This is a genomic window from Pseudomonas fluorescens, from assembly GCF_000730425.1.
GTDB classification, from domain to species: domain Bacteria; phylum Pseudomonadota; class Gammaproteobacteria; order Pseudomonadales; family Pseudomonadaceae; genus Aquipseudomonas; species Aquipseudomonas fluorescens_X.
The window spans coordinates 535,062-561,884 of sequence record NZ_CP008896.1; the positions used below are offsets into that span (position 1 = coordinate 535,062).

The window sequence follows — 26,823 nt, forward strand, 5'->3', positions numbered from 1 at the left end:
GGCGAGATTCGCTCGGGCGTTTTTTTTTACCGAATTGATTTGAAATAGGAAATCGCCCGTATGTTGGACGCCAATCTTAAAGCTCAGTTGAAGTCATACCTGGAACGGGTCACCCAGCCGATCGAGATCGTCGCCTCCCTCGACGACGGTGCGAAATCCCAGGAAATGCTTGCCCTTTTGCAGGATGTAGCCAGCCTCACCACGCTGATTACCCTGAAAACCGATGGCAATGATGGGCGCAAACCGTCGTTCTCCATCAACCGCCCGGGTGCCGATATCAGCCTGCGTTTCGCCGGCATCCCCATGGGGCATGAATTCACTTCGTTGGTGCTGGCCCTGCTGCAAGTCGGTGGCCACCCTTCGAAGGCCAGTGTCGAAGTGATTGAGCAGATTCGTAGCCTTAAAGGTGAGTTCAGCTTCGAGACTTACTTCTCGCTGTCCTGCCAGAACTGCCCGGACGTGGTCCAGGCGCTGAACCTGATGGCTGTACTCAACCCGAACATCCGCCACGTTGCGATCGATGGCGCACTGTTCCAGGCTGAAGTCGACGAGCGCCAGGTGATGGCGGTGCCCAGCGTCTACCTCAACGGTGTGAACTTCGGCCAGGGCCGCATGGGCCTGGAAGAAATCCTCGCCAAGCTCGACACCAGCGGTAGCGAAAAAGCAGCCGAGAAAATCAGTGCCAAGGACGCTTTTGATGTTTTGGTCGTCGGTGGTGGTCCTGCCGGTTCTGCAGCCGCTATCTACGCCGCGCGTAAAGGTATCCGTACCGGTGTGGCCGCTGAGCGTTTTGGCGGGCAAGTGCTCGATACCATGTCCATCGAGAACTTTATCTCGGTGCAGGAAACCGAAGGCCCGAAACTGGCCAGCGCCCTGGAAGCCCACGTGCGTCAGTACGATGTGGACATCATGAACCTGCAGCGCGCCAGCAGCCTGGTCCCGGCGAAAAATCCCGGCGAGCTGCACGAAATTCGCTTTGAAAGCGGTGCGACTCTCAAGTCCAAGACTGTGATCCTGGCGACCGGTGCGCGCTGGCGCGAAATGGGCGTACCAGGCGAGCAGGAATACAAGGCCAAGGGCGTGTGCTTCTGCCCGCACTGCGATGGTCCGCTGTTCAAGGGCAAGCGCGTGGCGGTGATCGGCGGAGGCAACTCTGGCGTTGAAGCGGCCATCGACCTGGCGGGTATTGTCAGCCATGTGACCTTGCTGGAGTTTGACAGCAAATTGCGCGCCGACGCGGTGTTGCAGCGCAAGCTCTACAGCTTGCCGAACGTTGACGTGATTACCAGCGCGCTGACCAGTGAGGTCAAAGGTGATGGCCAGAAAGTTACCGGCCTGGCCTACAAGGACCGCGATAGCGGCGAGTTCAAGACCATCGACCTGGAAGGCATCTTTGTGCAGATCGGCTTGCTGCCCAACACCGATTGGCTCAAGGGTACCGTCGAGCTGTCACCCCGTGGCGAGATCATTGTCGATGCCCGTGGCGAGACCTCACTGCCGGGTGTATTTGCCGCCGGTGACGTTACAACCGTGCCGTACAAGCAGATCGTGATTGCGGTGGGCGAGGGTGCCAAGGCGTCCCTGAGTGCTTTTGATCACCTGATCCGAGCATAAGGCCTGAAACTGAAAAACCCATGAGCGATCATGGGTTTTTTGTGAGTGCCACTTTTGTGGAAGCTGGCTTGCCTGCGATGCAGGCGACTCGGTATGGCAGTTACCCGGCTATGTGTGCCCGCTTTACAGCGGCGTTGGCTGGATGATCTCTACCCAGTAGGCGTCCGGATCCTTGATAAACGCCAGGCTTTTCATGCGGCCATCGCTCAGGCGTTTCTGAAAGTCACAGCCCAGTGCTTCAAATCGCTCGCAGGCCGCAACGATATCCGGCACCGAAATGCAGATATGGCCAAACCCGCGCGGGTCGGTATTGCCATTGTGGTAGGCGAAGTCGGTGTCGTTTTCGGTGCCATGGTTGTGGGTCAGTTCCAGGATGCCCGGGATCGACTTCATCCACTCGGTACGCGCGCGCGCATCGGCCGGAATCTGCGCCTTGTCGACCAGAGCGAGGAAGTACAGGCTGAATTCGGCTTCCGGGAAGTCGCGTTTTTCAATCAGGGAAAACCCCAGGACGCGGGTGTAGAAGTCCAGTGACTGGGTGATGTCCTTGACCCGCAGCATGGTGTGGTTGAACACGAAGTTCGAGGTGGCGGTGTCGGGCTGGGCGGTGACGCCCGGGAAGGTGTTCAATTCGTGCAGGCTCATGGGCCCTCCAGAAAAATGGGGCAGACGCAGCTCGTGGTTTGAGCGGTCCCTTGGCTTGCGGCAGATCCGTGCAGCGGGGGTCATGATACGCAAGCTCCGATGGCCGCGCCAAATGAAAAACTCACGCGGGCCTTGCGAGCATCCCACGGGCAGGCTCAAACTTTGCAGCTTGAACTTCGAGTGTTTTTCGCAATGAGCCGATTGAACAAAGCATTGTTGACCACCTTGTGCCTGATCTTGGGCGGCGGCGCTGCGTTGGCGGCAGACCCCGAGATTCATTGGCCCAGCGGCTGGCAGGTGGAGGAGGTGGTAGCCGATGCCGATGCGCCGGCTACGCCGTCACCGGTTTCCCGCCAGCGGGCGATCAAGAATGATGAAAACGGCGAGACGCTGATGGTCATGGAGCTGACGGGTACGCCGATCGAGCCTGGGCATGTGGTCAACCTGCAAGGTGTGTTGCTGGAGATGCGCAAGTCTATTCAGAAGGACTTTGCCCGCAGTGGTTATCAAAGTGTCTGCAACAAGATGCACCCGAGCACCTTAAGTCATCTTGAAGCCCTGGAAACTACCTGCGTGATTACCGAGAACGGCCGGCATGTGCTCTCGCAAACACTGGTGGGGGCTGTTGATACGAATAAGGCTTATGTTTTTTCATACGCTGGACAAGCGCAGGCTTATGAGTTGAGCAAGGACGAAGTCAGCTCGGTGCGTGCAAGCCTGAAACTTTGATCAGCGATGGCTAGATGGCTGACATCGCGCAGTGACAGAAAATACATAACTACAGGGTCGCAGGGTGAAGCTACTGGCCGGCGGATTTGTACGAGTTGAAATGTATTTAAAAGTTCACTTCCGAAAACGGCAGATTCTATGGAATCGTCGCGCACAAAAAAGCCCCGCATCTGCGGGGCTTTTTATTAGTGCGCTGGTACTAGCCGCGCAACCAGGAATCTACAGTGGCTGCGCCATACTGTTCTTTCCAGGCCTTCAAGCCGCGGTGGTTGCCGCCCTTGGTTTCAATCAGTTCGCCAGTGTGCGGGTTGTGGTACACCTTGACCACACGTGCGCGGCGGGTCTTAGGTGCGGCGGCTGCTTGAATCCCCGACTTGCCCGGGTTTGGATCAAGGATGGAAATGATGTCGCGTAGGCTCTTGCCGTAGGTTTTCATCAGCCCTTGAAGTTTTTCTTCAAATTCGATTTCTTTCTTCAAGCCAGCGTCGTTCTTCAGGGATTCCAGCTGGGCGAGCTGCTCTTGAAGGGCTTTTTCTGCTGCGCGAAATTCGGCGAGTCTGGACAAAGTTTTTACTCCAATAGTGTATTTGGCTGATACCAACTGTAAACAAAGCTATAAGCCAAGAGCCTCAGCATGACTCGGTAAATGTGGCTCTCCTGCCAATTCAGCGCAGGCAGGAAAAATTGTAGTAGTTAATGAGTCATGAGTAAATCATGTCTTTTGTATAAATAACAATATTTCACGATGATGCTAGATCGATATTCAAGCGCCACGCAAAGACTTAATGAATGCGTCAAAAGGTACTGGGCGGCCAAACAGGTAACCCTGCAAGAAGTCCACGCCTTGCGCCGCCAGATAATCGCATTGTTCTTGGGTTTCCACGCCTTCGGCGACGATGCCCAAGTCAAGCTTGCCCGACAACTCGATGATGCTGTCGAGTATATGCCGCGATAAAGCATCGGCCCCGATCATCGCCACAAAGCTTTGATCAATCTTCAAGTAGTCAACATTGAAATTGCGCAAGTAACCCAGGCTGGAGTGGCCGGTGCCGAAGTCGTCAATGGCGATCATCACCCCCAACTCATGCAGGGCCTGGAACAGCTGGCGGGTCACGTCGGTGGGCTCGATCAGTTCGCGTTCGGTCAACTCCAGGGTCAACAGGACCTGGCCCGGCTTGAAGGCCGCGAGGAATTCCCGGCAGTCCTGCACCAACTCCAGGTCCTGGCAATGCCGGGCGGTGATATTGATGCCTACGTGGAAGTTCTCGCCCAGGCGATCGGCATGGGGCGCCAGTTGTGTGGCGACCTGGCGCATCAGCGCGCGGGTCATGGGCACGATCAGCCCGGAGTGTTCGGCCAGGGGGATAAACAGGTCCGGGCGTACCAGGCCTTCCTTTGGATGCTGCCAGCGCATCAGGACTTCACAGCCGGCCCATTGCAGGTTGTCGCCGCGGACCACCGGTTGGTAGTACGGCACGAACTCATTGGCACCCAGTGCCCGTTGCAGTTCATGGGTGGGGGCGGAAGAGCGCTTTTGCAGCCAGTGGGCGAGCACGCCTGCCAGCACACCGAAAAACACCAAGAGGCTGAACAGGGCCGGGTAGCGCGCTTCCATATAGCGCCACACTTCACCCTCGGGCATCCCGGCTTCCACACTGTAGTCGTAACGCTGGGAACCGAGTTGGTGGTGGGCCACGGCAAATACCGGCGGCGCGGTGGTGTGGACTTTGCCGTCGCTGCCCAGCCAATTGGGCCCGACCTGCAATACCAGGTCGGCATAACGACTGATCAGGCGCAGAGCATTGGTCAGGTGATAGCCGTCAATCGAGGCAAACGCCGCCTGGTCACCGTCCACCAGCCGATACACCAGCAGCGCGGTATTGGGCGTGACCGGATTGCCATTCATCAGCCACAGGCGCCCATTGACATAGTCGTCAGGGTTGACCGGTGACACATAGGCGCTGCCAAACAACGAGCTGCAATAAATGGTTTTTTGCCAGGACAAGGTGGTTGCACGCACGAACGGGCGCCGGGTGACTTGCTCGCGAAGCGCCAGTTGTGCCGTGTTGTCACAGTCCTTGCCTGCCAGTGGCAGCAGGTCCTGGGCGGCGAGGGCGGTGTTATTGAGCATCAGGTCGAATTGGCGCACGGCCTCAATGGCCGTCTGCTCGGTACTGTGTTCCAGGGTGCGCTGGGCCTGCATATACAGAATGAGTACGCCCAGCAGAATCGGCAGCAGGCCGCACAACAGGGAGATCGAGTAGCGGGCGGCACGTTTGCGCGGGCCTTTGAGGGTAAGGGGCATGTAGGCAGCCTGTAGCGGAGTAAGAGAGACGCCTGGTAACGGCTACAGGCAATACGTCGGATATCAGGAGGATAGTTGGCCTGTGGAAATAAGCATTTTCAGTGCGTGGAACCAGCCACCTGGCCAGACCCCGTGTTTTTAGCTTTGCCAAACTTAGCAACATATTTTGACGGGGAAAGGTTGTTTGGTCTATTGCGTTATTGCTCGGATTGGTAGCTTTTCTGATCAAAAATCAGCAGCTACGCCCTGCGCCACCTGGATAAACGCCAGGGTCGCCGGAGACGACTGACGCCGGTCCAGTACCGCCAAACCGATGTGCCGCTCCACCTTGGGTGATAACGGTCGCTGCACGTAGGGCGGCTGATGGCCCTGCGGCAACGAGGCCTGGGCCACTACACTCACGCCCGCGCCCCGGCTGACGGTGTCCAGGGTGCTGAGCAGTTGCGAGCAGCGGTAACGCACATTGGGCTTGAGCCGCGCACTGTGGAATAACCGCTCCACCAGCTCCGAAGAACCGGCTTCAGTCAGCACAAACGGGTCGTGGCACAGCTCGTTGAGTTTCACGCTGGCCTGCTGGGTGAGGGCATGGCCTTCGGGCAGCAGGGCGACCATCTGGTCTTCGAACAAGGCAACGGTGTCGAAGCGCTCCTGTTCCAACACCACAAAGCCCACGTCAATGCGCCGCTCTTCCAGCCACTGCAGCACCTGGCGGTCGGGGCCCTCATCCACATGCACTTCGATCCCCGGATGGGCCTGGTAGAAGTGTTCAAGGATCCTGGGCAACAGGCGGATGGACGCGGTTGGCCCGAAGGAACCGATACGCAACGTCCCGCTCTTCATTCCTCGGGCATCGGCTGCTTCCTGTTGCAACGTACTGGCCAGCCCCAGCATCGCCCGTGCCCTTGGCAGCAGTTGCTGGCCGATATCACTGAGTTCGACCCGTGACTGCTGGCGACGGAACAGTTCCACCCCCAGTTCCTGTTCCAGAGACTTGATGGCATGGGACACCGCCGACTGGCTGATGCCCAGGCGATGGGCGGCGCTGGTGAACCCTTGCAGTTGTGCCACCAGCGAGAAGATTTCCAGTTGCGTGAGGGTCATGAGGTTTTACTCATTTTACGATGACTTTGTATTAGGAAAAGAATACGTCAAACCGCCCCTAGATATTCAGGATCCTTATGCTCAGTTCAACCTTTGTGTGTGTTGGCGACCGTCTCACCTACGCCAGGCTGGCGGCGGTGAGCATGATCTGGGGTGGTACTTTTGTTGCCGGCCGATTCCTCGCGGCGGATCTGGATCCGCTGCTGATCGCAAGCCTGCGTTTTGTTCTGGCCAGCCTGGCGTTGTTGCTGTTCATGGCCTTTGCCCGCACCCCCCTGGCGTGTCCTACGCCTGCGCAAATGGCGCGGTTACTGCTACTGGGCTTTTTCGGGATCTTCTTCTACAACCTGTGTTTCTTCTATGGCCTGCATTTTATCAATGCCTCGCGTGCTTCGTTGATTGTGGCCCTCAACCCGGCAGTGATTGGCCTGGCGTCATGCTGGTTGTTCAAGGAGCGGCTGGGGCGCAGCCAAGTGTGGGGCATCACCCTGTGCCTGGGCGGTGCGGCGTGTGTGATTGTCAGCCGCGACCCGTTGCTGTTGCAGGGCAGGGCGGATGCGTGGATAGGCGACCTGATGATTTTCGGCTGTGTGCTGAGTTGGGGCGTGTATTCCCTGGGTTCCCGTGCGCTGAACCACAGCCTTGGTCCCTTGCAGACGGTAACCTGGTCGGTGCTGCTGGGCACCTTGATGTTGTGCCTCACCACCGTGGTGACTGACAGGGTGACGGTGCAGGCGCTGGATGCCATCCATTGGCCGCATCTGCTGGGCCTGCTTTACCTCGGCGTACTGGGCTCGGCCTTGGCCTATATCGGTTACTACGACGGTATCCGGCGGATCGGCGCGACCCGTGCAGGCGTTTTTATCGCCCTCAACCCGCTGACGGCCGTGGTCTGTGGCGCGCTGCTGCTGGACGAACGGTTCAGCCTCCCGATGTTCTTCGGCGCGGCGCTGATCCTGCTGGGCATCTACCTGTGCAATAAACCCCTTGCACCCGCCGGGGCATAGGGATTTGATAAGGAATACGGACAAAGCTGTTTACGCTGTGTAGAATCTGGTTACGCATACAAGAATAAGCGCCTGTTTTCATGCAGGCCTCGTCCGTCAGAGACGCCCGTAAGAGAATGATCCAACCATGAAGCTACTCGGGTTCCAACTCATCTACGGTGACTTCCTCGCCCGCAGCGTGCGGGGTATTTCCTGTGCGCCACCTGCCTGCCTCATCCTTGCTGGCAATTAATTTACTTAATTCTAAAAAGATGATGAGGCGCCAAATCATGGCAGATCTATACGAAAACCCGATGGGCCTGATGGGCTTTGAGTTCATTGAATTCGCATCGCCGACCCCGGGCACCCTGGAGCCGATCTTCGAGATCATGGGTTTCACCAAGGTTGCGAGCCACCGCTCGAAAAACGTGCACCTGTACCGCCAGGGCGGGATCAACCTGATCCTCAACAACGAACCCAACAGCATCGCCTCGTACTTTGCCGCCGAGCACGGTCCGTCGGTATGTGGCATGGCGTTCCGCGTCAAGGACTCGCAACAGGCCTACACCCGCGCCCTGGAGCTCGGCGCCCAGCCGATCCATATCGAAACCGGCCCGATGGAACTGAACCTGCCGGCCATCAAGGGTATCGGCGGCGCGCCGCTGTACCTGATCGACCGTTTCGGCGAAGGCAGCTCGATCTACGATATCGACTTCGTGTTTATCGAAGGTGTGGATCGCAACCCGGTGGGCGCGGGCCTGAAGGTCATCGACCACCTGACCCACAACGTCTATCGCGGGCGCATGGTCTACTGGGCAAACTTCTACGAGAAGCTGTTCAACTTCCGTGAAGCGCGCTACTTCGACATCAAGGGCGAGTACACCGGCCTGACCTCCAAGGCCATGAGCGCCCCGGACGGCATGATCCGCATCCCGTTGAACGAAGAGTCGTCCAAGGGCGCAGGCCAGATCGAAGAGTTCCTGATGCAGTTCAACGGCGAAGGCATCCAGCACGTCGCCTTCCTCACCGAAGACCTGGTCAAGACCTGGGATGCGTTGAAGAAGATCGGCATGCGTTTCATGACGGCGCCGCCAGACACCTATTACGAAATGCTCGAAGGCCGCCTGCCAAACCATGGCGAACCGGTGGACCAGTTACAGGCACGGGGTATTCTGCTGGACGGCTCGTCTGTAGCCGGCGACAAGCGCCTGCTGTTGCAGATCTTCTCGGAAACCCTGATGGGCCCGGTGTTCTTCGAGTTCATCCAGCGCAAGGGTGATGACGGCTTCGGCGAAGGCAACTTCAAGGCCCTGTTCGAGTCCATCGAGCGTGACCAGGTGCGTCGTGGGGTATTGACCGCCGACTGATGGTTTGATGCATGGAAAAGCCCGGTAAAGGTCGCCCTTTACCGGGCTTTTGCGTATATGGGCTGTTAACCGGAGTCAAAGGTGTCGAGTGCTCAAGCTGATCCGCCGTCACTGTTTGTAGTGATTGGCACGCATTGGCTTTGGAGATAAGTGTGGCTAGCGAACCACGTAGGGGATGAGTGGGCAATGCTCGCCCCTCGATACAGGATCGCCTCTAAGGCATTAACCACTGTTTGAGACTTCATCATTATGCATATCACTCATGATCAGTCCCTGCATCTGACAACGCTGTTTCCCCAGCCGCTCCAGTCAACACACACCACCCACTCGCTAAGCAGTGGGTCGTCTGCTGATGGTGCTCGCAGAACATTCCAGGAGCGCTCTAATACAGAATTTTTGAACGGTACGCTGAGTCATGAGGGGCGGGCGATGGCCAGCGCCACGCTGGAGCCTGACAAAGTTAGTACGCCGGGCGTGCAGGTCTCTACCTTTGCGGTGGATGGCGCTCAGTCCAAAGACATTGTTCTGGTCAAGCGTGTCCCCACTACGGCTGAGGGGCCGAATTTCCTGCTGTTTGTACCGGATAAAGACGGGAAGTCATTTCATGAGTTCAATACTCGCGAAGAAATGACCGCCTGGCTCAAGGAGCAGGTCTATGATCCCGAAAAACTGGAGGCTTTTGCGAGCCACTTCTCCATCGATGCGGCACCCGGCCAGGTTGATCGAGTCAAGGAGGTGATGACTCGGTTTGCCGCTGACGATATCAACGCAGTGGTCGGCAGCTATTGCTACGAAAAGGGGGATATTTTCACGCGATTGCACAAAGACGTCACTGTTGCGCCTGTTGACGTCAACGGTTTGACCCAGACGCGCGTGCACCAGCTTGAGCCTGACGGCAAGGCTACCTACATAGGGACCCGGGAAGATGGTCAGAGTGTTCTCTACAAATACGATGCCTATGGAAACTTGCACGGCGCCAGCAAGGGTAATTTCTACTTTGTGAGAAACGGATTGAACAACGACGCCCCACTCGTTGCGATGACGAAGACCGAGTACCTGAGTAAGGTGATCAACGTTTCACTGGACAATGTCGGTGCCAACGACAAAAGCGGAATCTTCCATGAGTTTCTCAAGCAACTGAGAAATCCCGGCGAAGGGCTTGGAACGGCACTGACCCAGTTGGGAGTGCCACCGGACATAGCGCATTCTATCGAAGAGATCGTGAAGAACCCGGGGGTAGGCTCGTTACATGAGCTGAACCGTGGCAATCGTCTTGGTGATCTGTTTGGTATCGATCAGCAGACGACGGATGAGCACCTCAGACAGGTCGGCATTAAAGTGCAAGGTCGTATTCCTCACTACAATAAAGTGCGTGAAGCGTTGAACAGTATTGCTGACTTCCTGGAAACGGTAGGGCCTGAAGCGCCTGACATGACAGCCCAAGTCAATACGCGCTAGACCCCCAAAGGGGTATGGATGCCCCTACGACAGACATCCACCGGCCGTGCTCAGTTAGACCTTGCCTGACGTACCAAATGCTTGAACCCTTCGTACACAAGTACCATGACTGCGATCCAGATCGGTATGTAGGTCAGCCATTCTCCCGCATTGATTCCTTCACCCAACAACAGCGCCACCCCCAGCAACAACACCGGCTCCACATAGCTGAGCAAGCCAAACAGGCTGAACGCCAACAGCCGGCTGGCGATGATGTAGCACACCAGCGCCGAAGCACTGATCAGCCCGAGCATCGGGATCAACCCATACAACCCTGTGTGCGCATCCAGCACGGCGAAGCCCTGTTCGCCACTCTGGACAAGCCACAGTGCCACCGGCAGCATCAGCGCCATGTCCAGCCACAGGCCGCCCAGGTGGTCGGTCGCCAGGCGTTTGCGCAACACGAAATAGATCGGGTAGCCGATGATCACCAACAGCGTCGCCCAGGAGAAACCGCCCACCTGGTACAACTCGTTAAGCACGCCAATCGCGGCAAACACCACCGCAATCAGCTGCAGCCGCGAGAGTTTTTCGCCATACACCAAACGCCCGGTCAGGACCATGGTCAGTGGCAGCAGGAAGTAGCCCAGGGACACATCCAGGCTGCGGCCATTGAGCGGTGCCCACATGAACAACCACAGTTGCACCCCCAGCAGCACCGACGACAGCACAACCCCACCGATCAGCCGTGGCTTGCCCGCGAGCAATCGCAGCAACGCCCACACTTGACGCCACTCCCCGCTGACCACCATGAACACCGTCATGCACGGCACGGTCAGCAACATGCGCCAGCCGAAAATCTCCAGGCCACTCAAGGGCGTGAGCAGTGATGTGAAGTAATACATCACGGCAAACAACACCGAGGCCGCTACCGATAAAACAACGCCTTTAGACACGCAGTCCTCGCCAAACCGATTCAAACAAAAGAGGGGGGAATTTCAGGTGGGAATATATTGCTTTTGAGGTGAGACGTTTGCTCTGTTTTGCGGCATCTTATGGGAAAATTTCTCACACCCAAGGCTTGCCAACATGCCCGTCAGCCCCCAGCCCCCCCTGGATGATTTCGACCGCGCGATTCTCAAGCACCTGCAACGCGACAACACCACCGCGCTACGGGTGATTGGCGAACAGGTCAACTTGTCGACCGCTGCGGTACAGCGGCGTATCAAACGCATGGAACAGAGCGGGGCGATCAGCGCCAATACGGCGGTGGTCAATCAGGATGCGGTGGGCAAACCGATCACGATCCTGGTGGAGGTGCACGCCGAGCGCACCCATATTGAAGACCTCGATGTGCTCAAGAGGCAGATGTCGATTCCCGAGGTGCAGCAGTGCTACTACGTCACCGGCGATGCGGACTTCATGCTGGTGGTCGTGGTGGAAACCATGAAGGCCTACGAAACCCTGGCCCGCACGCTGTTCTACGAGAACCGCAATATCAAATGGTTTCGCAGCATCGTGGTGATGGACCGGGTCAAGGTGAGCCTGGATGTGCCGCTGGGCTGAGCGCCCCCCAAAGAATGTAGGCGCTGGCTCAGGGGCGGTGGATACGCCCCGAAACGAAATGCCCCACATCATTGAACCCTGGCGTCGACGCATGCCCCGGCGTCACCAGTGAATCAATGAATGCTTCGTCCTCGGCACTGATCTTGACATCGAGGGCCCCGGTATAGGCATCCCACTGCGCCTCGGTACGGGGTCCGACAATCGCTGAGCTGACTGCTTGGTTGTTCAGGACCCAGGCAATCGCAAACTCGACAATCCCCACGCCGCGTCCCTGGGTGTATTGCTGGATCTGTTGGGCGATGCGCAGCGACTCCACGCGCCATTCGGTTTCCAGGATGCGTTTGTCCTGGCGTGCGGCGCGGCTACCGGCTTCGGGGGTGATGTCCGGGGCGTACTTGCCACTGAGCACGCCACGGGCCAGCGGGCTGTAGGGCACCACGCCCAGGCCATAGGCCGCCGCCGCGGTGATCTGTTCCACCTCGGCCTGACGGTTGACGATGTTGTACAGCGGCTGGCTGATGATCGGCCGGTCGACCCCCAGTCGTTCGGCCACGCGCACCATGTCGGCGATGCGCCAGCCCCGGTAGTTGGACAGCCCCCAGTAACGGATCTTGCCCTGGCGGATCAGGTCGCCGATGGCCGAAATCGTGACTTCCAGCGGGGTGTCGTGGTCTTCGCGGTGCAGGTAATAGATGTCCAGGTAGTCGGTGTCGAGTCGGGTGAGGCTGGCGTGCAGCGCGTTGAACATGCGCTTGCGGCTCAGGCCGCTGCGGTTGGGCAGGCCGTCCGACGGGCCAAAGCCGACCTTGGAGGCGACGATCCAGTCGGCGCGATGGCGGCTGATGGCCTCGCCGACAATTTCTTCCGAGCGCCCGCCGGTATAGACGTCGGCAGTGTCGATGAAGTTGATGCCCTGGTCCCAGGCCTTGTCGATGATGCGCAGCGAATCTTGCGTGTGGGTCTGTTCGCCAAACATCATGGTGCCCAGGGTCAGTGCGCTGACCTTGAGCCCGGACTGGCCCAGTGTGCGGTAAATCATGGTGAGTTCCTCAAAAGCACAGACAGTTGTCATGCAATACCAGAGAGCAAGGCTCTAGAACAAGCCCGAGGTCGGTGGCTCGGTGCCCTTGAGCCGATAGGCGCCGACCACTGCGGCCTTCCAGTGCCGCGGGTTGTGGTTGGCCACGGTGCGCGCGTTGCGCCAGTGCCGGTCGAGGTTATGGCTGCGCCCGGTAGTGGAGGCGCCGCCCACGTCAAACAGCAGTTCGGCAGCCTTGAGTGCCGACTCGGCGGCAATGTATTGGGCCTGGGCCACGTCAATGGTGGCGCGGGTCACGGCCTCATGGCTCAGCTCCTCGGCCCAGGCTGTGTCGATGGTGTCGGCGGCGCGTAAAACCACCGCTTCAGCGGTAAACGCGCGAGCCGAGATCTCACCCACGGAAAATTCCACATAGGGATCGTCCACCGAACGGCTGGCGCTGCTGTGCTTGATCGGTCGTGCATGGTCCCGAGCAAACGCCACGGCATCGTTCAAGGCATTGCGCGCGATGCCGGCCTGCACCGCGCCGAGGAACAGTTGCAGAAATGGGGTGATGATCGATCGCTGGCCTTCCTCCACCACCTGCGTGCGGATTTCCTCGCGGCGCACCAGCACGTTGTTCAGGCGGGTGGTGCCGCTGGCGGTCAGGCGCTGGCCCATGGCGTCGAAATCATCCACCAGCTCCAGGCCTTCACGGCCGCGCGGTACCACGAACGATACCGGCTCCCCGTTCTCATCCAACGCCACCGCGCCAATCCAGTCGGCATACAGCGCGCCAGTGCTGTAGTACTTGCTGCCATTGGCGCGAAAATGCTCACCCTGCGGCACAATCCGCGCGCTGACCTGGCCGTTGGCGCCGCCGATTTCCCAGCCGGCGTTGCCGAACACCTCGCCCTGCAGGTAGTGGGCAAACCACAGCTGGCGCTCGGCTTCGGACGGCTGAACCAACAGGCTTTCGATAAAGGCAAAGCTGGGGCGCAGGGTCTGGGCAATGTTGGAATCCACCGCCGCCAGGTCGATGACAAACTGCACCACCTCGCGCACGCTGGAGCCGCTGCCGCCGTAGCGCTGGGGAATGCGCAGGGTCAACAGGCGCGCCGCTGCCAACTGGCGGATCTGCTCATGGGGCAGTTGCCGGGTGCGCTCGCGCTCGGCGGCGCCCTCGGCGATCTGCGGCAACAACACAGCGGCGCGCTGCAACAACTCTGTGACGGATAAAAAGCTCATGACAATCCTTAAATGGCAATGGCATAGGTAATGAAGTGGTGCCCGGGTACCGGGGCGGGCCGGTCGATCTGCACGATGGCATCGAGCAGGGCGCGGGTGTAGGCATGTTGTGGGTGGTCAAATACGTCGCGCACCGTGCCGCTTTCCACCACCTCGCCGTCCTTCATCACCAGCACCCGTTCGCTGACCTGATTGATCACCCCCAGGTCATGGGAAATGAACAGGCAAGCCAGTTTCAGGCGTGACTTGAGGTCGGCCAGCAGGGCGAGGATCTGCGCCTGCACCGACACATCCAGGGCTGACACCGGCTCGTCGCACACCAGCACCTGAGGGTTGGGCGCCAGCGCACGGGCAATGGCGATGCGTTGGCGCTGGCCACCGGAAAGCTCCAGGGGGCGTCGGTTGAGTACGCTGGCATCCAGGCGCACCAGCTCCAGCAACTCCAGGGTGCGCGCCGGCCATTCCCGGCGCGGCAGACCGGCGACGTGCAGGGCCTCGTTGAGCACCCGAGCCACGGTGTAGCGCGGGTCAAACGAGCTTTGCGGATCCTGGAACACCACCTGGATGCGCTGGCGCAGTTGGCGGCGTTGTTGATTGTCGAGCGCGCTCCAGGGCCGCCCGTTAAGCCACACGTCACCGGCGTCCGGGCGTTCCAGGCCCAGCAGCATGCGGGTGAGGGTGGTCTTGCCACTGCCGGACTCGCCGACAATCCCCAGGGTTTCCCCGGCCCGCAGGCTGAAACTGGCGTTGTGCACCGCGACATGGGGCTGGCCGTCGGGGCCGATAAAGGTTTTTTGCAGGTTGCGCGCCTCGATCAGCGGCAGGTCGAAGCGCTCGACACTCGCCACCTTCGGCATCGCCCGGGCCGGGCGTTGGAAATGCACAGCGCGCCCGGCCCGCAGCAGCGATTGGGTGTAGGGGTGCTGGGGATCATGCAGGATCGCGTCCACCGGACCCTGTTCGACAATCACCCCGTGATGCATCACCGCCACCCGGTTGGCCAGGCGCGACACCACCGCCAGGTCATGGCTGACCACCAGCATCGCCATGGCTTGGGAACGCAGGGACTCCAGCAGCCCCAAGACTTGGGCCTGCACCGTGGCGTCCAGCGCCGTGGTGGGTTCATCGGCAATCAACAGGCGCGGGCCTGCGGCAATTGCCGAGGCGATCAGTGCCCGCTGGCGCAGCCCGCCCGACAGTTGATGGGGATACTGCAAGGCCCGCAACTCAGGCTGCGGCACGCCGACCGCACGCAGCAGTTCGATGACCCGTGCCCGGCGTTCATCGCGGTCCAGTTCAGTGTGTAGGCGCAAGGGCTCGGCAATTTCCTTGCCCACCGGGCGCAGCGGGTCGAGGGAGCCGAGGGCGTCCTGCATCACAAAGCCGATCTGCGCACCGCGCAGGGTCTGCCAGGCGCGGTCGTCCAACTGGCGCAGGTCGATGCCGGCAAACGCCAGGCGCTCGGCCTGTACCCGCGAGCCGGCGCCGTTCAGGCCGCTGAGGGTACGGGAAGTAACGGTCTTGCCCGAACCGGACTCGCCCACCAGCGCCAGGCATTCGCCGGCGGCCAGGGTGAACGATAGGCCCTTGATAATCGGCGTGTGGCCAAACTGCACCCGCAGGTCTTGTACATCCACCAACGTACTCATCGCGATTTGCCCTCGCTGCGCGCCAGCCAGTCACGGCCAATGGCGGTGATCGAGACCACCGTCAGGATGATTGCCACGCTCGGCCAGGCCACCAGCCACCAGGCATTGGCCAGGTAATTGCGGCCCATGGCGAGCATCGAGCCCCATTCCGGTGCAGGCGGCGAGGCACCAAAGCCGAGGAAGCTCAACGCCGCGCCGGTGATGATGTTGTGCCCGATGCCAATGGTGGCGAGGATCAGGATCGGCTTGATCGCATTGGGCAGCACATGCCGCAAGACCACGGCGGCGCGATGCCGGCCGAGGGTGGTGGCGGCTTCGACATAGGGGGCATCGCGCACCACCAGGGTCTGCGCGCGCACCATCCGCGCAAAGCGCGGGATGCTTGCCACGCCCACCGCGATCAGCGTGATCCACAGGCCCTGGCCCCAGAACGTGATGATCACCAGGGCCAGCAGCAGGTCGGGAAAGGCCAGCAATACGTCGATCAAGCGCATGATCGCGCCATCCACCAGGCGCGGGCCAAGCCCTGCCGCCAGGCCAAGGACGATCCCGGCGCCCAGGCCGATGGCCGTGGACACCAGGCCCATCAACAGCGAAGGGCGCACCCCGTGGATCAAGCGGGCGAGCACATCGCGGCCGTTCTCATCGGTGCCCAGCCAATGGCTGCTGCTCGATGGCAGATAGGCGTTGCGGGCGACGGCGGCCAGTGGGTCGACACCGGTCAACCAATGGGGCACGAGCGCTGCGACCAACAAGCCGATGACAAACAGCCAGGCCAGTGTCAGGCCGGGGCGAACGGTGCTCGGCCAGGCCAGGGTAACGCGCCAGGGCAGCGCCGAGGTGCTCATGCCAGGCTCCTTGCATACTGGCTCTGCGGGTACGGCAACCCCAGGTGCTCACGCAGGGTGCTGGCGCTGTACTCGTGACGGAACACCCCGCGCTTGCGCAGCAGCGGCACCACCTCATCGACAAACACTTCGACCCCCGAAGGAAACATGTCCGGCATGATGTTGAAGCCATCGGCCGCGCCTGCGAGGAACCAGTGTTGCAGCGTGTCGGCCACCTGTTCCGGGGTGCCCACCAGCAGCCGATGACCGACCAGGATGCGCCGCGACAGTTCGCGCACCGTCAGGCCTTCGCGGCGGGCCAGGTTGAGCTGGGCTTCAAGAAACCCCTGGGAGCCTTTCTCATAGCTGCCGACTTCACCGATCCTCGCCCATGGCAGTGGCGCATCCAATTCCAGTTCCTGTGCCGGGATGCCGATCCGCGCGGCCACTTGCTGAATCAGGCCATGTTCGCCGTGGTAGGCATTGAGTTGATCAAAGCGCGCATGGGCTTCGGCTTCGCTGCTGCCGATCACCGTGGACAGGCCCGGCATGATTTTCAGGTGCTCGGGGTTGCGCCCCCATTGCTGGGCGCGCTGCTTCATGTCGCGGTAGAAGTGCTGGCCATCCTCCAGGCTGGTCTGGGTGGTGAAAATCACGTCGGCATACCGCGACCCCAGGGCCTTGCCACCTTCCGACGAGCCGGCCTGCACCAGCACCGGCCGGCCCTGGGGCGAGCGGGGCAGGTTCAGCGGGCCCTTGATGGAAAAGTGCTGGCCGACAAAGTCCTGGGTGTGGATCTTGTCTGGGTGTGCGTACCGCCCGTTAGCCGCATCGCCGATGATTGCGTCGTCCTCCCAGCTGTCCCAGAGCTTGAACGCGATATCGATAAACTCCTCGGCACGGGCATAGCGTTCGCCATGCTGCAACTGGTTGGCCAGGCCGAAATTCTGCGCGGCGGCGTCCGTGGCGTTGGTCACCACATTCCATGCTGCGCGGCCCGCGCTGATGTGGTCCAGGGAGGCAAAGCGCCGCGCCAGGTTGTAGGGATCGTTATAGGTGCTGGAGGCGGTGGCGATCACCCCGATGTGTTGCGTGGCCAGGGCCACGGCGGTCAGCAGGAGGGTCGGCTCCAGACGGCCCAACGGTTGCGTGGCCACGTCGCCTACCAGGGCCGGGCCGTCGGCCAGGAAGATCGCATCCAGGCAGCCACGCTCGCAGATACGCGCGATATTGCGGTAATACTCCACATCCAGGTAAGCGTCGGCCGGCACTTCGCCGACCCGCCAGGCCGCCGCGTGCGCGCCGAAACCGAGGATGTTCATACCAATGCTCATGTGATTGTTCATGCAAGCTCCTTGAGTTAGCCCTCGGCTTAGACAGCGCTGGCTTCATCGCGTGCGTTGGCATGTGCGGGGTTGTCGGCCAGCGCCTGTTCCTGGGCGGCGCGCCAGGCGGCGGCAGGGCTGACAGCGTTGAGGTAGAAATCGCCCAGGGCCCGTTCGCGGTAGATCGCCGGGTTGTGCGAGGCCAGGGTGCGGGCATTGCGCCAATGCCGGTCAAGGCTGCGGCCCCGGCTGGTGGCCGAGGCACCGCCGACTTCGAACAGCAGGCTGGTGGCTTCCAGCACCAGCGGCAGGATCACTTGCTGCGCCTGGTAGGTGCGCACATCCGCGTCGACGTAGTGTGCTTCGCTGATGGAGCCGTCGAGCACGGCCTCGTGGGTGGTTTGCAATACCTGCGCGGTGCTCTGCACCAGGCTGTCGGCGGCATAGGACAGGCTCGACAATTTGCCCACCACCCGTTGCACCAGCGGGTCCAGGCGCGGGCTGGACTGCCCGGGAATGCCAAAGGCGCGGGTACGGCCCTGGACAAACTCGACGGCGTCACGCAACGCCGCACGGGCGATCCCGGCCAGGGTCGCCAGGTGGAACAACTGGTAGAACGCCGAGATATATGACTCGGCGCGCAACTCGCCGGGTTTGAAGCGCCGCAGCACCTGATGCTCGGGCACCGCCACCTGGTCGAAGCGCGTGGTGCCGCTGCCGCTCAGGCGCTGGCCAAAGCCGTCCCAGTCATCCACGCGGGTCACGCCGGGCGCATCGGTGGGCACCACCACGCTGATAAAGTCGGTACCGTCGGCGGCGGCCACGGCGATCCAGTCGGCATACAAGGTGCCGGTGCAGTAATACTTCTGGCCGTCCAGTTGCCAGCCTTCGGCGGTGGGTTTGAGCGTCACCGAGTTGTTGGTGGTGTCACTGCGCTCGGCCATGGCTGCGCCCCACAATTGCCCAGCGACCACCTTGGGCAACCAGTAGGCCTGGGAGTCATGGTCCTGGCTCACGAGCCGGCCTTCGACGAAGCCGAAATGCGCGCGCACGATCTGTGGCAGGTTCGAGTCGGCGCTGCCCAACTCGGTGAGCAAGTCGAACAGCTGCGGCAGGCTGGCGCCCAGGCCGCCTTGGCTGCGCGGCACCCGCAGGGCGCCGAAGCCGGTGTCTTTCAACCAGCCGACGGCCTCGAAAGCCAGGGTTCGTTCCTGTTCACGCTGCACCGCGCCTTCGGCGATGCGCTGGAAGACCGGGGCGAAGCGTTCGTGCAGTTGGGTGTCGCTCATATTCGGTTCCTAATCTGAAATTAAGTCATTCAAAGCTGACGACAATCCAATGTGGGAGCGGGCTTTTGTGGGAGCGGGCTTGCTCGCGAAGGCGTTGGATCAGTCAACCTATGTATTGACTGAAACGCCGCCTTCGCGAGCAAGCCCGCTCCCACACAAGCCAGCCCGAACATAAAACCGGTGTTCATCGCGGTTTAACCCGTGGGTCAATCAACCCGTTGAGCACATCCACCAACAGGTTCACCACCACGTAAATCAATGCCGCCAACAGCGTGATCCCCAGTACCACCGGCGCATCCTTGGCCACGGCGGCATCGAGCATCATTCGCCCGATGCCCTGGCGGGCGAACAGCATTTCGGTGACCACTGCGCCCCCCAGGAGGCTGGCGAAGATGAACCCGGACAAGGTCACCAGCGGCACCAGGGCATGGCGCAACGCGTGGCGCAGGCGCACGGCGGTCTGCGACAGGCCGCGGGCGCGGGCCATGGCGATAAAGGGTTGTTCGAGGATGTCTTCCAACGCCTGGCGCAGCACCTGGCTGAGCATCCCGGCAATCGGCAGGGCCAGGGCGAGGGTCGGCAGGATCAGGGTTTGCCAGCCGTTGGAGCCTGCCGGCGGCAACACCGGCCACTGGAAGGAAAACACCAGCAACAGCAAGATCCCCAGCACGAACGACGGCGAGGACGACAGCACCAACTCACTGGCCGACGCCACGTGGCGTACCCAGGGCCTGCGTTTGGCAGTGAGCACCGCGCTGGCCAGCGCCAGGACGATGGCCAGCGATGCCGCACTCACGGCCAGTTGCAGCGTGGCGCCGATCTGCTTGCCGATCGCCTCGGTGACAGGAATGCGCAGGCGGTACGACTCGCCAAAGTCACCGTGGGCGATCCGCCCCACATAGCGCCCGTATTGCACCCACAAGGGTTGGTCAAAACCGTATTCCTCGCGGACCTGGGCCAATTGCTGCGGGGTAGGGATGGCGTCCGGCCCGCCGAGAATCGCCAGCACCGGGTCGCCGGCACTGAAATGGATGGCGATGAAGGTCAAGGTGGCTGCGCCCCACAGCACGCCCACGCCGGCCAGTAGTCGAGCGGCAAGCCATTTCATGGCGCCTCCTGGTCCAGCCAGACGCTGGTAAAGAATGGGGTGTTGTGCACGGTATCGAAGATCAGCCCCTTGACCACCGTGCGATAGGCAATCAGCACCTGGCTCTCGAAGTCCGGCACCGCCGGCACCACCTCGGTCAGGCGTTGTTGCGCGGCGCTGTATAGCGCCTGCAACTGCTCCGGGTCATGGGAGCGGCGGGCGGCGCTGAGCAGTTGGTCCAGGCGCGGGTCGCTGAGGTTGCTGAGGTTGTTGCCGCTTTTGGTGGGCGAGGCCCGCGAGTCGCTGTGGTACAGGATGTACAGGCCGTCGGGGGTGTTGGTGTGCCAATAGCCTCCGCCGATGGCATCGTATTTGCCCGCCGTGCGGCGGTCGGTGAGCTGGGCCAGGGGCATCATTTCAATGATGAATTGCATGCCGACTTTTTTCGCATCCGCCTGCACCGCCACCGCGACGCTGCTGGGGAACGGCGGGCTTTCAAAACCCAGCAAGTGCGCCGACAGGCGTCGGCCATTCTTGACCCGATAGCCCTCGGCATCGCGCTCGGTCCAGCCGGCCTCGTCCAATTGGCGGTTGGCGGCGTCGACGTCATATTTCAAGACGTCGCGATAGGCCGGGTCGTAGAACGGCGTGTTCACCGCCAGGTAATCGCTCTTGGGCAAGAACTCGCCGAACCCGGCGATCCAGGCCAGGCCGTCACGGTCGATGGCCTGGGCGATGGCCTTGCGTACCCGCACATCGTCGAATGGAAAGCGCAGGGTGTTGAAGGTGATGCTGCGGTAAGGGCTGGCCATGCGGATCCGGTTGCGTACCACCAGGTTTTGCGAGGCGCGCATCGCCGCCGTATTTTGCGCCGGCGCATCCAGGGTGAAGTCCGAGCGCCTGGATTGCAGGGTGCTGTAGCGGGTCATGGCCTCGGGCACGATGCTCAGCTCGATACGGTCCAGGTAGGCCGGGCCGATGTGCCGGGTGACCGGCGGCGCCCAGTGATAATCGGCGCGCTTGATAAAGGTTGCCCCTTGTTCGCGGGTATAGCTTTGCAGCACGAACGGCCCGGAACCGATGGGATGCTCGGCAATGCTCTTGGGCGCTTCGCGGATCTGTTTGGGCGAGATCATGCTCAGCCAGGACTGCGCCAGCACATACAGGAACGGCGAGTAGGGTTCGCGCAGGTGGGCCTCGAAGGTGTAGTCGTCGATGATCCGGCCATCGATGTAGGGCGCGATGTACGCCGCCGCCAGCGGCGACTTGGTAGCCGGGTCGCGCATATGCTCCAGGTTGATCTGCAGCGCCTGGGCGTTGAATTTTTCGCCGTCGCTGAAGGTCACGTCGTCGCGCAGGTGGAAGGTGTAGGTCTTGCCATCCGGCGAGACGTCCCAGGACTTGGCCAGCCAGGGCGAGAGCTTGCCGTTCTCGTCCTGATACAGCAGGCAGTCGTAGACGATGCGCGCCAGCCATTGCACGTTACCGTGGTAGCTGGAATGCACATCGAAGGTGCCGGTATCCAGGGCAGCCGACACACGCAGGGTGCCGCCTGGCGTGCCCTGGCGGGTTTCGTGGTAGTCGCTGGGGTCGTAGCTGAGCAGGCCCTGGGCGTCGAGGTGCCCGTCCACGCGCTGCACCGAGCTGGGCGGTGGGGCGTCCGGCGAGCAGGCGCCCACCAGCAGCAACCCCAGGAGCAGGCCGAACCTGCTCCGGTGATTGATCGGCATTGTGAAGGCCCTCACCTTAGAAGTTGAACGCCACACCGGTGAAGGCGCCAAAGCCGTCCCCCGGGTACAGCGCGGCAACGTCCTTGCCCTGGGCGTCGTAGATCGGCTGGATGGCGGTGACATAGTTCTGGTCGGTGAGGTTTTTCACGTCCAGGTACACCTGCCATTTCTTGCTCGGGGCTTCATACCCCAGTTTGGCGCCGAAGATCGTGTAGGAGGGCGCATACAGGGTGTTGGCGTAGTCCACGGCGGTACTCGATACCGAACGCACATTGACCCCGGCATAGAACCCGTCGGGATGGCGGTATTGCAGTTCGGCCTGGTACACGTGCCTGGGCAGGCCCGGCAGCTCGTTGGAGCCAAAGCGTTCGTCGTTGCGGTAGTAGAAGTCGTTAAGGGTGTAGGCCTGGCGCAGGCTGACTTTTTCGCCGCGCGCACTTTGCCACAGCTCGGTGTCCAGGCCGGCTTCGATGCCCTGGTGAATGGTCGGGCTGGCGTTGGACGTCGAGTTGACCGCCGCTGTGGTACGGGTGGCCGGAATCACTTCGACGGTGAGCAGTTCATCCTTGATCCAGGAGCGGTACACCGCCAGGCTGGCGTCGAAAATCCCGGCTTTGCCGCGCACGCCAAATTCAACGGTATTGGCCTTCTGTTCGGTGAGGGTCTTGGCGTAGTTGCTGGTGACCCCGGAGCCTGACGACGACCAACTGCTGGGCGGGTCGATGGAGCGGCTGACGTTGCCGAACACCTGGAAACTCGGCGTGATTTCGTAGCGTAAACCCAGGCGTGGCGCGACGTTCCAGCTGTCGTAGTTGTAGTGGTCAGGGTAGGGCGAGGTATTGGCGCGGTCCGAGTAGCGCACCTCGATATCACGCTTGATCTGGCTCAGTGACAGGCCGGTGGACAGCCACAGGCGGTCAGTCAGTTGCAGGTCATTGCCGGCGGCAAACACGCGGTCGAACGAGCCGGTGTAGCGTGCCTGTTTCTGCAGGGCGCCGTAGGTGCTGGAGGCCGGGTTGCCGTTGTAGGTCTTGACCCCGGCCTGCAAGTGCTGGGTGCTGGTCAGGCTCAGGGAGGTGTTGCTGGTGTGGCCCTGGATCTGGTCGCTGCGGTTATAGGTCAGCGACAGGTTCAGGTCGCGCCAGTCCCAATAGTTGGGGTTGACCGTGCTCTTGCGGTACAGCACCTGCGGGTAGTTGTGGTAGACCAGGCCAAAATCCAGGGTGGCGTCGTCGTCGAAGGTGTAGGTGGTCTTGCTGGCGACCCAGGTCGAACCGCGCTTGGTGGAGTCATCGCGGCTGGCCAGGGCCACCGGGTTGGTTTGCGATGAGTCGTGCTTGAGCTGGGCCTTGGTCAGGGTGCCGGAGCTTTCGTGGTATTCCTCGCGGTAGCGCACGAACAGCCGGGTTTCCAACTTGGGGTTGAAGCGGTAGCCGAAGTTGGTCACCACGCCCTTGGCCTTGGTGAAGGTCCAGTCCTGGTAACCGTCGCGTTCGGAGTTGCTCAGGCTGACGTAGTAGTCGCCATTGTCCACCACGCCGCCGGTGCTCAACTGCTGCTTGCGCCAGCCAAAGCTGCCAGCCTCGAAGCGCGCGTGATTGCCCGGTGACGTCAGGCCGGAGTGAGTCACCATGTTGATCGCGCCACCCAGCGACAGCGCGCCGTACTGGAAGGCATTGGCCCCGCGCAGCACTTCGGTGTAGTCCAGGCCCTGGGTTTCCAGGAGCTCATAGGGCGTGCCGCCGGATCCGGTCAGGGCCAGGCCGTCGAACAGGAACTTGGTGCCCTCGCGAAAATACCCGGGGGAGGTATTGGCCCCGGAACCGCGGATGGAAATCTTGATCGCATCGTTGCCGCCCGCTGACTGCGCATACACGCCGGGCTGATAGGCGAGGGTGTCTTCCAGCGTCGCCGAACGGCCGCGCTCCACGTCGCCAGCCTTGACCAGGCTGACGCCGCCGGCCACCTCGTCGAGCTTGAGCTGGGCTTCTTCGCTGGCGGTGACCTTGCTGGCCTGGACCGTTACGGTCTGCAGGCGCGAATCCTCGGCGTGGGCCCACTGGGAAGCGAGGATCAAGGTCAGAGCGCTGACGGTTTTAAACGAGCTGGAGGAGTGTTGAGGCAGAGGCCTTGAGATCAACTTCAATTGTGCATTCCCTGTGATTGGCTACGAGTGGAGGCGAGTTTCTATTCGTATAGTCAATCTCTGGCAGGGATAGAGCAGAAAGCATGCCAAGCGCCAAAGCGGGTTTTTATAGGGGATTTGGTTTTAATCGGCATGTCGTTTATGCCAAAAAACGACATCTGTGTTGAATAACTGTTCGAATTTGAACAGTGCTGGAGAGCCCCTAATCGGGCACAACAAAATGTGGGCGCAGGCGTGCCCGCGAAAGCAATGGATCAGTCAGCACATACTGTTCTGTTGACTGACACACGGCCATCGCGAGCGGGCCTGCTTTCACATTGTCGATCCGCACCTGCTGCGGGGGAATGCGCAACACCCGGGCGGCGCAGTGTCTTCATACCACCGAATCAGTGACGTCGAAGCTGCCTTGAGCGGTGAACTCTGGGTGGTCCGCATGCTTGAAGGTACAACTGAAACTGCCGACGGCATGACCTGTGGCGGGCAAGGACTCGATTGTCAGTTCCCCCTTGTGTGCCATGACTACACCGTACGTATCCAGCCTGATAAATCTGACCTGTGCCCGGGTTTCTGACTCGCTCAACGAATAGGTGCCCGGCGGCAAACTATCACTCAGCGCGACAGTTACGATGTTACGAATAGGAGGAAACTCCTCAGTAACTTGGCCTCGAATAAATTTAGTATGATTTCCATCGAGGTCAGTTCTGTCGTAGATGTCTAAAACCTGAGCTTCGAAGTCTTTTAGGGGGGCTGAATTTCCGTAAAAATCAACTTCAAAGTTGCCGTAGCCCATTTGCACCTGAATTTCGCCGTTATGTACCTTGATTTCCTTGTCTGCGGACTTGGCCAGCAACTTAAAGGTGGCGCTCATTTTTCCTTTTTTTAAAGACAGCGTTATGTTGCCAGTATCGGCAATGTAGTCTGTGCTGTGCATGGTGACGATGACTGTGGCGCTGTCTGGGTCAGCCTGCTCGCGAATGGAATAAGTATGTTCCGTTCCATTACCGGGAAAATCGTCAGGTAGCTCAATTCTGATGACATACGTTTCCCACGTCTCAGTGATCTGGACTCCGCTGATAAGCCAGTTGCCGTTCATGGTGGGGCGAATTTCTGATCTGTCGAGTTGTGCAACAAAGGCGTGGTTATGTTCACCTTCTATTTGCGCCGTGAAGGACCCACTGATGTTTTGGACGGCTGAGTCGTTTAGTGTCTGTGTCATGTCAAGGCTCCCTATCCTGTTATTGCTGGAAGAGAGTGGATGCTATTAATTGAAAATGTCCTTGTATACTGTCAAATATGACAGGTTTAAATAATGATTTTTTATTGCGGCCAGTGCTATGGCATAACGGGTAGACGCTGTTGGCGCCCCGCGTTCCGGGGCGCCATTTGCGTGTTACACCTTTAACGTGCGGGTCATGCGCAACGCCAGCACGCTACCGGCGACAATCACCGCCGCCAGCAGGTACAGCGCCAGGTCGGTCGACCCGGTGGCATCCTTCACAAAACCCACCACATAGGGGCTCAAGAAGCCCGCCATCTGGCCCATGGAGTTGATCAACGCCAGGCCGCCCGCCGCAGCGCCGGCGCTGAGCATGGCCGTGGGCACGGGCCAGAACATCGGCAGGCCGGTGAGGGCGCCCATGGTGGCGATGGTCAGGCCGAGGATGGCAATGGCCGGGGTGGTGGCGAAGTTCACCGCGATGATCAGGCCGACAGCGCCCATCAGCATCGGCACCACCAGGTGCCAGCGGCGCTCCTTGCGCAGGTCGGCAGAGCGGCCCACCACCAGCATGAATACCGCTGCCAGCAGATAGGGGATCGCACTGAGCCAGCCGATCACCAGGTTATCGCTAAAGCCCATGTTCTTGATGATCGACGGCAGCCAGAAGTTGATGGCATACACGCCGCTCTGGATGCAGAAGTAGATCAGGCCGAACGCCCAGATTGCCGGGTTCTTGAACACTTCCAGCAGCGAGTCAGTGGTGGTCTTGGGCTTGTTGGCCAGGTCGGTGGCCTGGTCGGCTTCGAGCACTGCGCGTTCGTGGGCGGTCAGCCACTTGGCGTTGGCGAAGCTGTCGCTGAGCAGGAAGTAGGCGAGGGCACCAAGGACTACCGTCGGCACACCTTGCAGCAGGAACATCCACTGCCAGCCCGCGAGGCCGCCTTGACCGGCCGCGAAGTGGTTGAGGATCCAGCCGGAGAACGGGCTGCCGAGCAGGCCGGACACCGGGATCGCCGACATGAACAGCGCCATGATCCGCCCGCGGCGGAAGGTCGGGAACCACTGCGAGAGGTACAGCACCACACCGGGAAAGAAGCCCGCTTCAGCTGCACCGGTAAACAGGCGCAGCGTGTAGAAGTGGGTCGGTGTGGTCACAAACAGCAGGCAGGTGGACAGGGTGCCCCAAGTGATCATCATCAGCGCGATCCAGCGTCGTGGGCCGAACCTGGTCAGCGCCAGGTTGCTTGGCACGCCACACAGCACGTAGCCGATAAAGAAAATCCCGGCTCCGAGGCCGTACACGGTCTCGCTGAACTTCAGGGCGTCGAGCATCTGCAGCTTGGCGAAACCGACGTTGACGCGGTCCAGGTAGTTGAACAGGTAGCAGATGAAAATGAAGGGGATCAGGCGCAGGGTGATGCGCTTGTAGACGGCGTTTTTGTCGTCATCGTTGGCCAGGGTAGCGGCGGCGCTCTGTGACATGGCGTTCTCTCTTTATTATGATTTTTCGCGATGCGAGGGTAACGTTGATCGCC

22 protein-coding genes are annotated in these 26,823 nt (G+C 60.7%); 6 read left to right on the forward strand and 16 right to left on the reverse strand.

Annotated elements, in window-relative coordinates; translation table 11 throughout:
- Positions 1-60 precede the first annotated feature (60 nt).
- Complete coding sequence (gene ahpF, locus HZ99_RS02245; protein ID WP_038441047.1) at positions 61-1,614, forward strand: alkyl hydroperoxide reductase subunit F; 1,554 nt, start codon at positions 61-63, stop codon at positions 1,612-1,614.
- A 123-nt stretch (positions 1,615-1,737) separates the two neighbouring features.
- Here ahpF and gloA read toward each other — a convergent pair whose 3' ends face one another.
- The gene (gloA, locus tag HZ99_RS02250) at positions 1,738-2,259 is read right to left on the reverse strand and encodes a lactoylglutathione lyase (protein ID WP_038441049.1); all 522 of its coding nucleotides are present in this window, start codon (positions 2,257-2,259) and stop codon (positions 1,738-1,740) included.
- A gap of 192 nt (positions 2,260-2,451) precedes the next feature.
- On the opposite strand from gloA, the gene HZ99_RS02255 reads away from it, so the two are divergent.
- The gene (locus HZ99_RS02255; RefSeq protein ID WP_038441051.1) at positions 2,452-2,988 is read left to right on the forward strand and encodes a DUF4946 domain-containing protein; all 537 of its coding nucleotides are present in this window, start codon (positions 2,452-2,454) and stop codon (positions 2,986-2,988) included.
- Positions 2,989-3,187: 199 nt separating this feature from the next.
- Here the strand turns inward: HZ99_RS02255 and HZ99_RS02260 are convergent, their stop codons facing one another.
- The 3 genes from HZ99_RS02260 to HZ99_RS02270 all read right to left on the reverse strand — a co-directional run bounded on the left by HZ99_RS02260 (position 3,188) and on the right by HZ99_RS02270 (position 6,394).
- Positions 3,188-3,553, reverse strand: coding sequence for a histone-like nucleoid-structuring protein, MvaT/MvaU family (locus HZ99_RS02260; protein ID WP_038441053.1), 366 nt, complete (start codon positions 3,551-3,553; stop codon positions 3,188-3,190).
- Between the two features lie 198 nt (positions 3,554-3,751).
- Positions 3,752-5,293 (reverse strand): cyclic diguanylate phosphodiesterase, encoded by a 1,542-nt coding sequence (locus HZ99_RS02265; RefSeq protein WP_038441055.1) that lies wholly within the window; start codon positions 5,291-5,293, stop codon positions 3,752-3,754.
- 225 nt (positions 5,294-5,518) lie between these two features.
- Positions 5,519-6,394 carry a LysR family transcriptional regulator gene (locus HZ99_RS02270; RefSeq protein ID WP_038441056.1) on the reverse strand — a complete coding sequence of 292 codons (876 nt, stop codon included), beginning with the start codon at positions 6,392-6,394 and terminating at the stop codon, positions 5,519-5,521.
- A gap of 77 nt (positions 6,395-6,471) precedes the next feature.
- On the opposite strand from HZ99_RS02270, the gene HZ99_RS02275 reads away from it, so the two are divergent.
- From HZ99_RS02275 to HZ99_RS02285, 3 genes are all read left to right on the forward strand, one after another.
- Positions 6,472-7,401, forward strand: coding sequence for a DMT family transporter (locus HZ99_RS02275; RefSeq protein ID WP_038441058.1), 930 nt, complete (start codon positions 6,472-6,474; stop codon positions 7,399-7,401).
- A gap of 269 nt (positions 7,402-7,670) precedes the next feature.
- A complete protein-coding gene (gene hppD / locus HZ99_RS02280) occupies positions 7,671-8,747 on the forward strand; it encodes a 4-hydroxyphenylpyruvate dioxygenase (protein ID WP_038441060.1) in 1,077 nt (358 codons plus the stop codon).
- A gap of 249 nt (positions 8,748-8,996) precedes the next feature.
- On the forward strand, positions 8,997-10,205 hold the full coding sequence (locus HZ99_RS02285; protein WP_327156635.1) for a dermonecrotic toxin domain-containing protein: 1,209 nt from the start codon (positions 8,997-8,999) through the stop codon (positions 10,203-10,205).
- 50 nt (positions 10,206-10,255) lie between these two features.
- Here HZ99_RS02285 and rarD read toward each other — a convergent pair whose 3' ends face one another.
- Positions 10,256-11,140, reverse strand: a complete 885-nt coding sequence (rarD, locus tag HZ99_RS02290; protein ID WP_038441062.1) for an EamA family transporter RarD — start codon at positions 11,138-11,140, stop codon at positions 10,256-10,258.
- 133 nt (positions 11,141-11,273) lie between these two features.
- On the opposite strand from rarD, the gene HZ99_RS02295 reads away from it, so the two are divergent.
- The gene (locus tag HZ99_RS02295; protein WP_038441064.1) at positions 11,274-11,750 is read left to right on the forward strand and encodes an Lrp/AsnC family transcriptional regulator; all 477 of its coding nucleotides are present in this window, start codon (positions 11,274-11,276) and stop codon (positions 11,748-11,750) included.
- Between the two features lie 28 nt (positions 11,751-11,778).
- On the opposite strand, the gene HZ99_RS02300 is transcribed toward HZ99_RS02295, so the two are convergent.
- The 11 genes from HZ99_RS02300 to HZ99_RS02350 form a co-directional block, all read right to left on the reverse strand.
- On the reverse strand, positions 11,779-12,789 hold the full coding sequence (locus HZ99_RS02300; protein WP_038441066.1) for an aldo/keto reductase: 1,011 nt from the start codon (positions 12,787-12,789) through the stop codon (positions 11,779-11,781).
- A gap of 54 nt (positions 12,790-12,843) precedes the next feature.
- On the reverse strand, positions 12,844-14,016 hold the full coding sequence (locus tag HZ99_RS02305; protein WP_038441068.1) for an acyl-CoA dehydrogenase family protein: 1,173 nt from the start codon (positions 14,014-14,016) through the stop codon (positions 12,844-12,846).
- Positions 14,017-14,024: 8 nt separating this feature from the next.
- Positions 14,025-15,665 carry a dipeptide ABC transporter ATP-binding protein gene (locus HZ99_RS02310; RefSeq protein ID WP_038441070.1) on the reverse strand — a complete coding sequence of 547 codons (1,641 nt, stop codon included), beginning with the start codon at positions 15,663-15,665 and terminating at the stop codon, positions 14,025-14,027.
- The gene (locus HZ99_RS02315; RefSeq protein ID WP_038441071.1) at positions 15,662-16,513 is read right to left on the reverse strand and encodes an ABC transporter permease; all 852 of its coding nucleotides are present in this window, start codon (positions 16,511-16,513) and stop codon (positions 15,662-15,664) included. The genes HZ99_RS02310 and HZ99_RS02315 overlap by 4 nt, the downstream gene beginning before the upstream one ends.
- Entirely contained in the window at positions 16,510-17,838 is a 1,329-nt protein-coding gene (locus tag HZ99_RS02320) for an LLM class flavin-dependent oxidoreductase (protein WP_038441073.1), read from the reverse strand. Before HZ99_RS02320 ends, HZ99_RS02315 begins: the two co-directional genes overlap by 4 nt.
- Before the next feature lie 26 nt (positions 17,839-17,864).
- Positions 17,865-19,106: an acyl-CoA dehydrogenase family protein gene (locus HZ99_RS02325; RefSeq protein ID WP_038441074.1), complete on the reverse strand. Its 1,242-nt coding sequence runs from the start codon at positions 19,104-19,106 to the stop codon at positions 17,865-17,867.
- Between the two features lie 184 nt (positions 19,107-19,290).
- Positions 19,291-20,214 carry an ABC transporter permease gene (locus HZ99_RS02330; protein ID WP_038441075.1) on the reverse strand — a complete coding sequence of 308 codons (924 nt, stop codon included), beginning with the start codon at positions 20,212-20,214 and terminating at the stop codon, positions 19,291-19,293.
- Entirely contained in the window at positions 20,211-21,923 is a 1,713-nt protein-coding gene (locus HZ99_RS02335) for an ABC transporter substrate-binding protein (protein WP_038441078.1), read from the reverse strand. The genes HZ99_RS02330 and HZ99_RS02335 overlap by 4 nt, the downstream gene beginning before the upstream one ends.
- A gap of 16 nt (positions 21,924-21,939) precedes the next feature.
- Positions 21,940-24,000 (reverse strand): TonB-dependent receptor family protein, encoded by a 2,061-nt coding sequence (locus HZ99_RS02340; protein ID WP_235205555.1) that lies wholly within the window; start codon positions 23,998-24,000, stop codon positions 21,940-21,942.
- A 442-nt stretch (positions 24,001-24,442) separates the two neighbouring features.
- A complete protein-coding gene (locus HZ99_RS02345; protein WP_038441080.1) occupies positions 24,443-25,285 on the reverse strand; it encodes a hypothetical protein in 843 nt (280 codons plus the stop codon).
- 174 nt (positions 25,286-25,459) lie between these two features.
- Complete coding sequence (locus HZ99_RS02350) at positions 25,460-26,770, reverse strand: MFS transporter (protein WP_038441081.1); 1,311 nt, start codon at positions 26,768-26,770, stop codon at positions 25,460-25,462.
- Between the last annotated feature and the right edge of the window lie 53 nt (positions 26,771-26,823).

Coding starts and splice junctions, on each gene's coding strand:
- ahpF (WP_038441047.1), top strand. CDS start 61: ATGTTGGACGCCAATCTTAAAGCTCAGTTGAAGTCATACCTGGAACGG.
- gloA (WP_038441049.1), bottom strand. CDS start 2,259: ATGAGCCTGCACGAATTGAACACCTTCCCGGGCGTCACCGCCCAGCCC.
- HZ99_RS02255 (WP_038441051.1), top strand. CDS start 2,452: ATGAGCCGATTGAACAAAGCATTGTTGACCACCTTGTGCCTGATCTTG.
- HZ99_RS02265 (WP_038441055.1), bottom strand. CDS start 5,293: ATGCCCCTTACCCTCAAAGGCCCGCGCAAACGTGCCGCCCGCTACTCG.
- HZ99_RS02270 (WP_038441056.1), bottom strand. CDS start 6,394: ATGACCCTCACGCAACTGGAAATCTTCTCGCTGGTGGCACAACTGCAA.
- HZ99_RS02275 (WP_038441058.1), top strand. CDS start 6,472: ATGCTCAGTTCAACCTTTGTGTGTGTTGGCGACCGTCTCACCTACGCC.
- hppD (WP_038441060.1), top strand. CDS start 7,671: ATGGCAGATCTATACGAAAACCCGATGGGCCTGATGGGCTTTGAGTTC.
- HZ99_RS02285 (WP_327156635.1), top strand. CDS start 8,997: ATGCATATCACTCATGATCAGTCCCTGCATCTGACAACGCTGTTTCCC.
- HZ99_RS02295 (WP_038441064.1), top strand. CDS start 11,274: ATGCCCGTCAGCCCCCAGCCCCCCCTGGATGATTTCGACCGCGCGATT.
- HZ99_RS02300 (WP_038441066.1), bottom strand. CDS start 12,789: ATGATTTACCGCACACTGGGCCAGTCCGGGCTCAAGGTCAGCGCACTG.
- HZ99_RS02305 (WP_038441068.1), bottom strand. CDS start 14,016: ATGAGCTTTTTATCCGTCACAGAGTTGTTGCAGCGCGCCGCTGTGTTG.
- HZ99_RS02310 (WP_038441070.1), bottom strand. CDS start 15,665: ATGAGTACGTTGGTGGATGTACAAGACCTGCGGGTGCAGTTTGGCCAC.
- HZ99_RS02315 (WP_038441071.1), bottom strand. CDS start 16,513: ATGAGCACCTCGGCGCTGCCCTGGCGCGTTACCCTGGCCTGGCCGAGC.
- HZ99_RS02320 (WP_038441073.1), bottom strand. CDS start 17,838: ATGAACAATCACATGAGCATTGGTATGAACATCCTCGGTTTCGGCGCG.
- HZ99_RS02325 (WP_038441074.1), bottom strand. CDS start 19,106: ATGAGCGACACCCAACTGCACGAACGCTTCGCCCCGGTCTTCCAGCGC.
- HZ99_RS02330 (WP_038441075.1), bottom strand. CDS start 20,214: ATGAAATGGCTTGCCGCTCGACTACTGGCCGGCGTGGGCGTGCTGTGG.
- HZ99_RS02335 (WP_038441078.1), bottom strand. CDS start 21,923: ATGCCGATCAATCACCGGAGCAGGTTCGGCCTGCTCCTGGGGTTGCTG.
- HZ99_RS02345 (WP_038441080.1), bottom strand. CDS start 25,285: ATGACACAGACACTAAACGACTCAGCCGTCCAAAACATCAGTGGGTCC.
- HZ99_RS02350 (WP_038441081.1), bottom strand. CDS start 26,770: ATGTCACAGAGCGCCGCCGCTACCCTGGCCAACGATGACGACAAAAAC.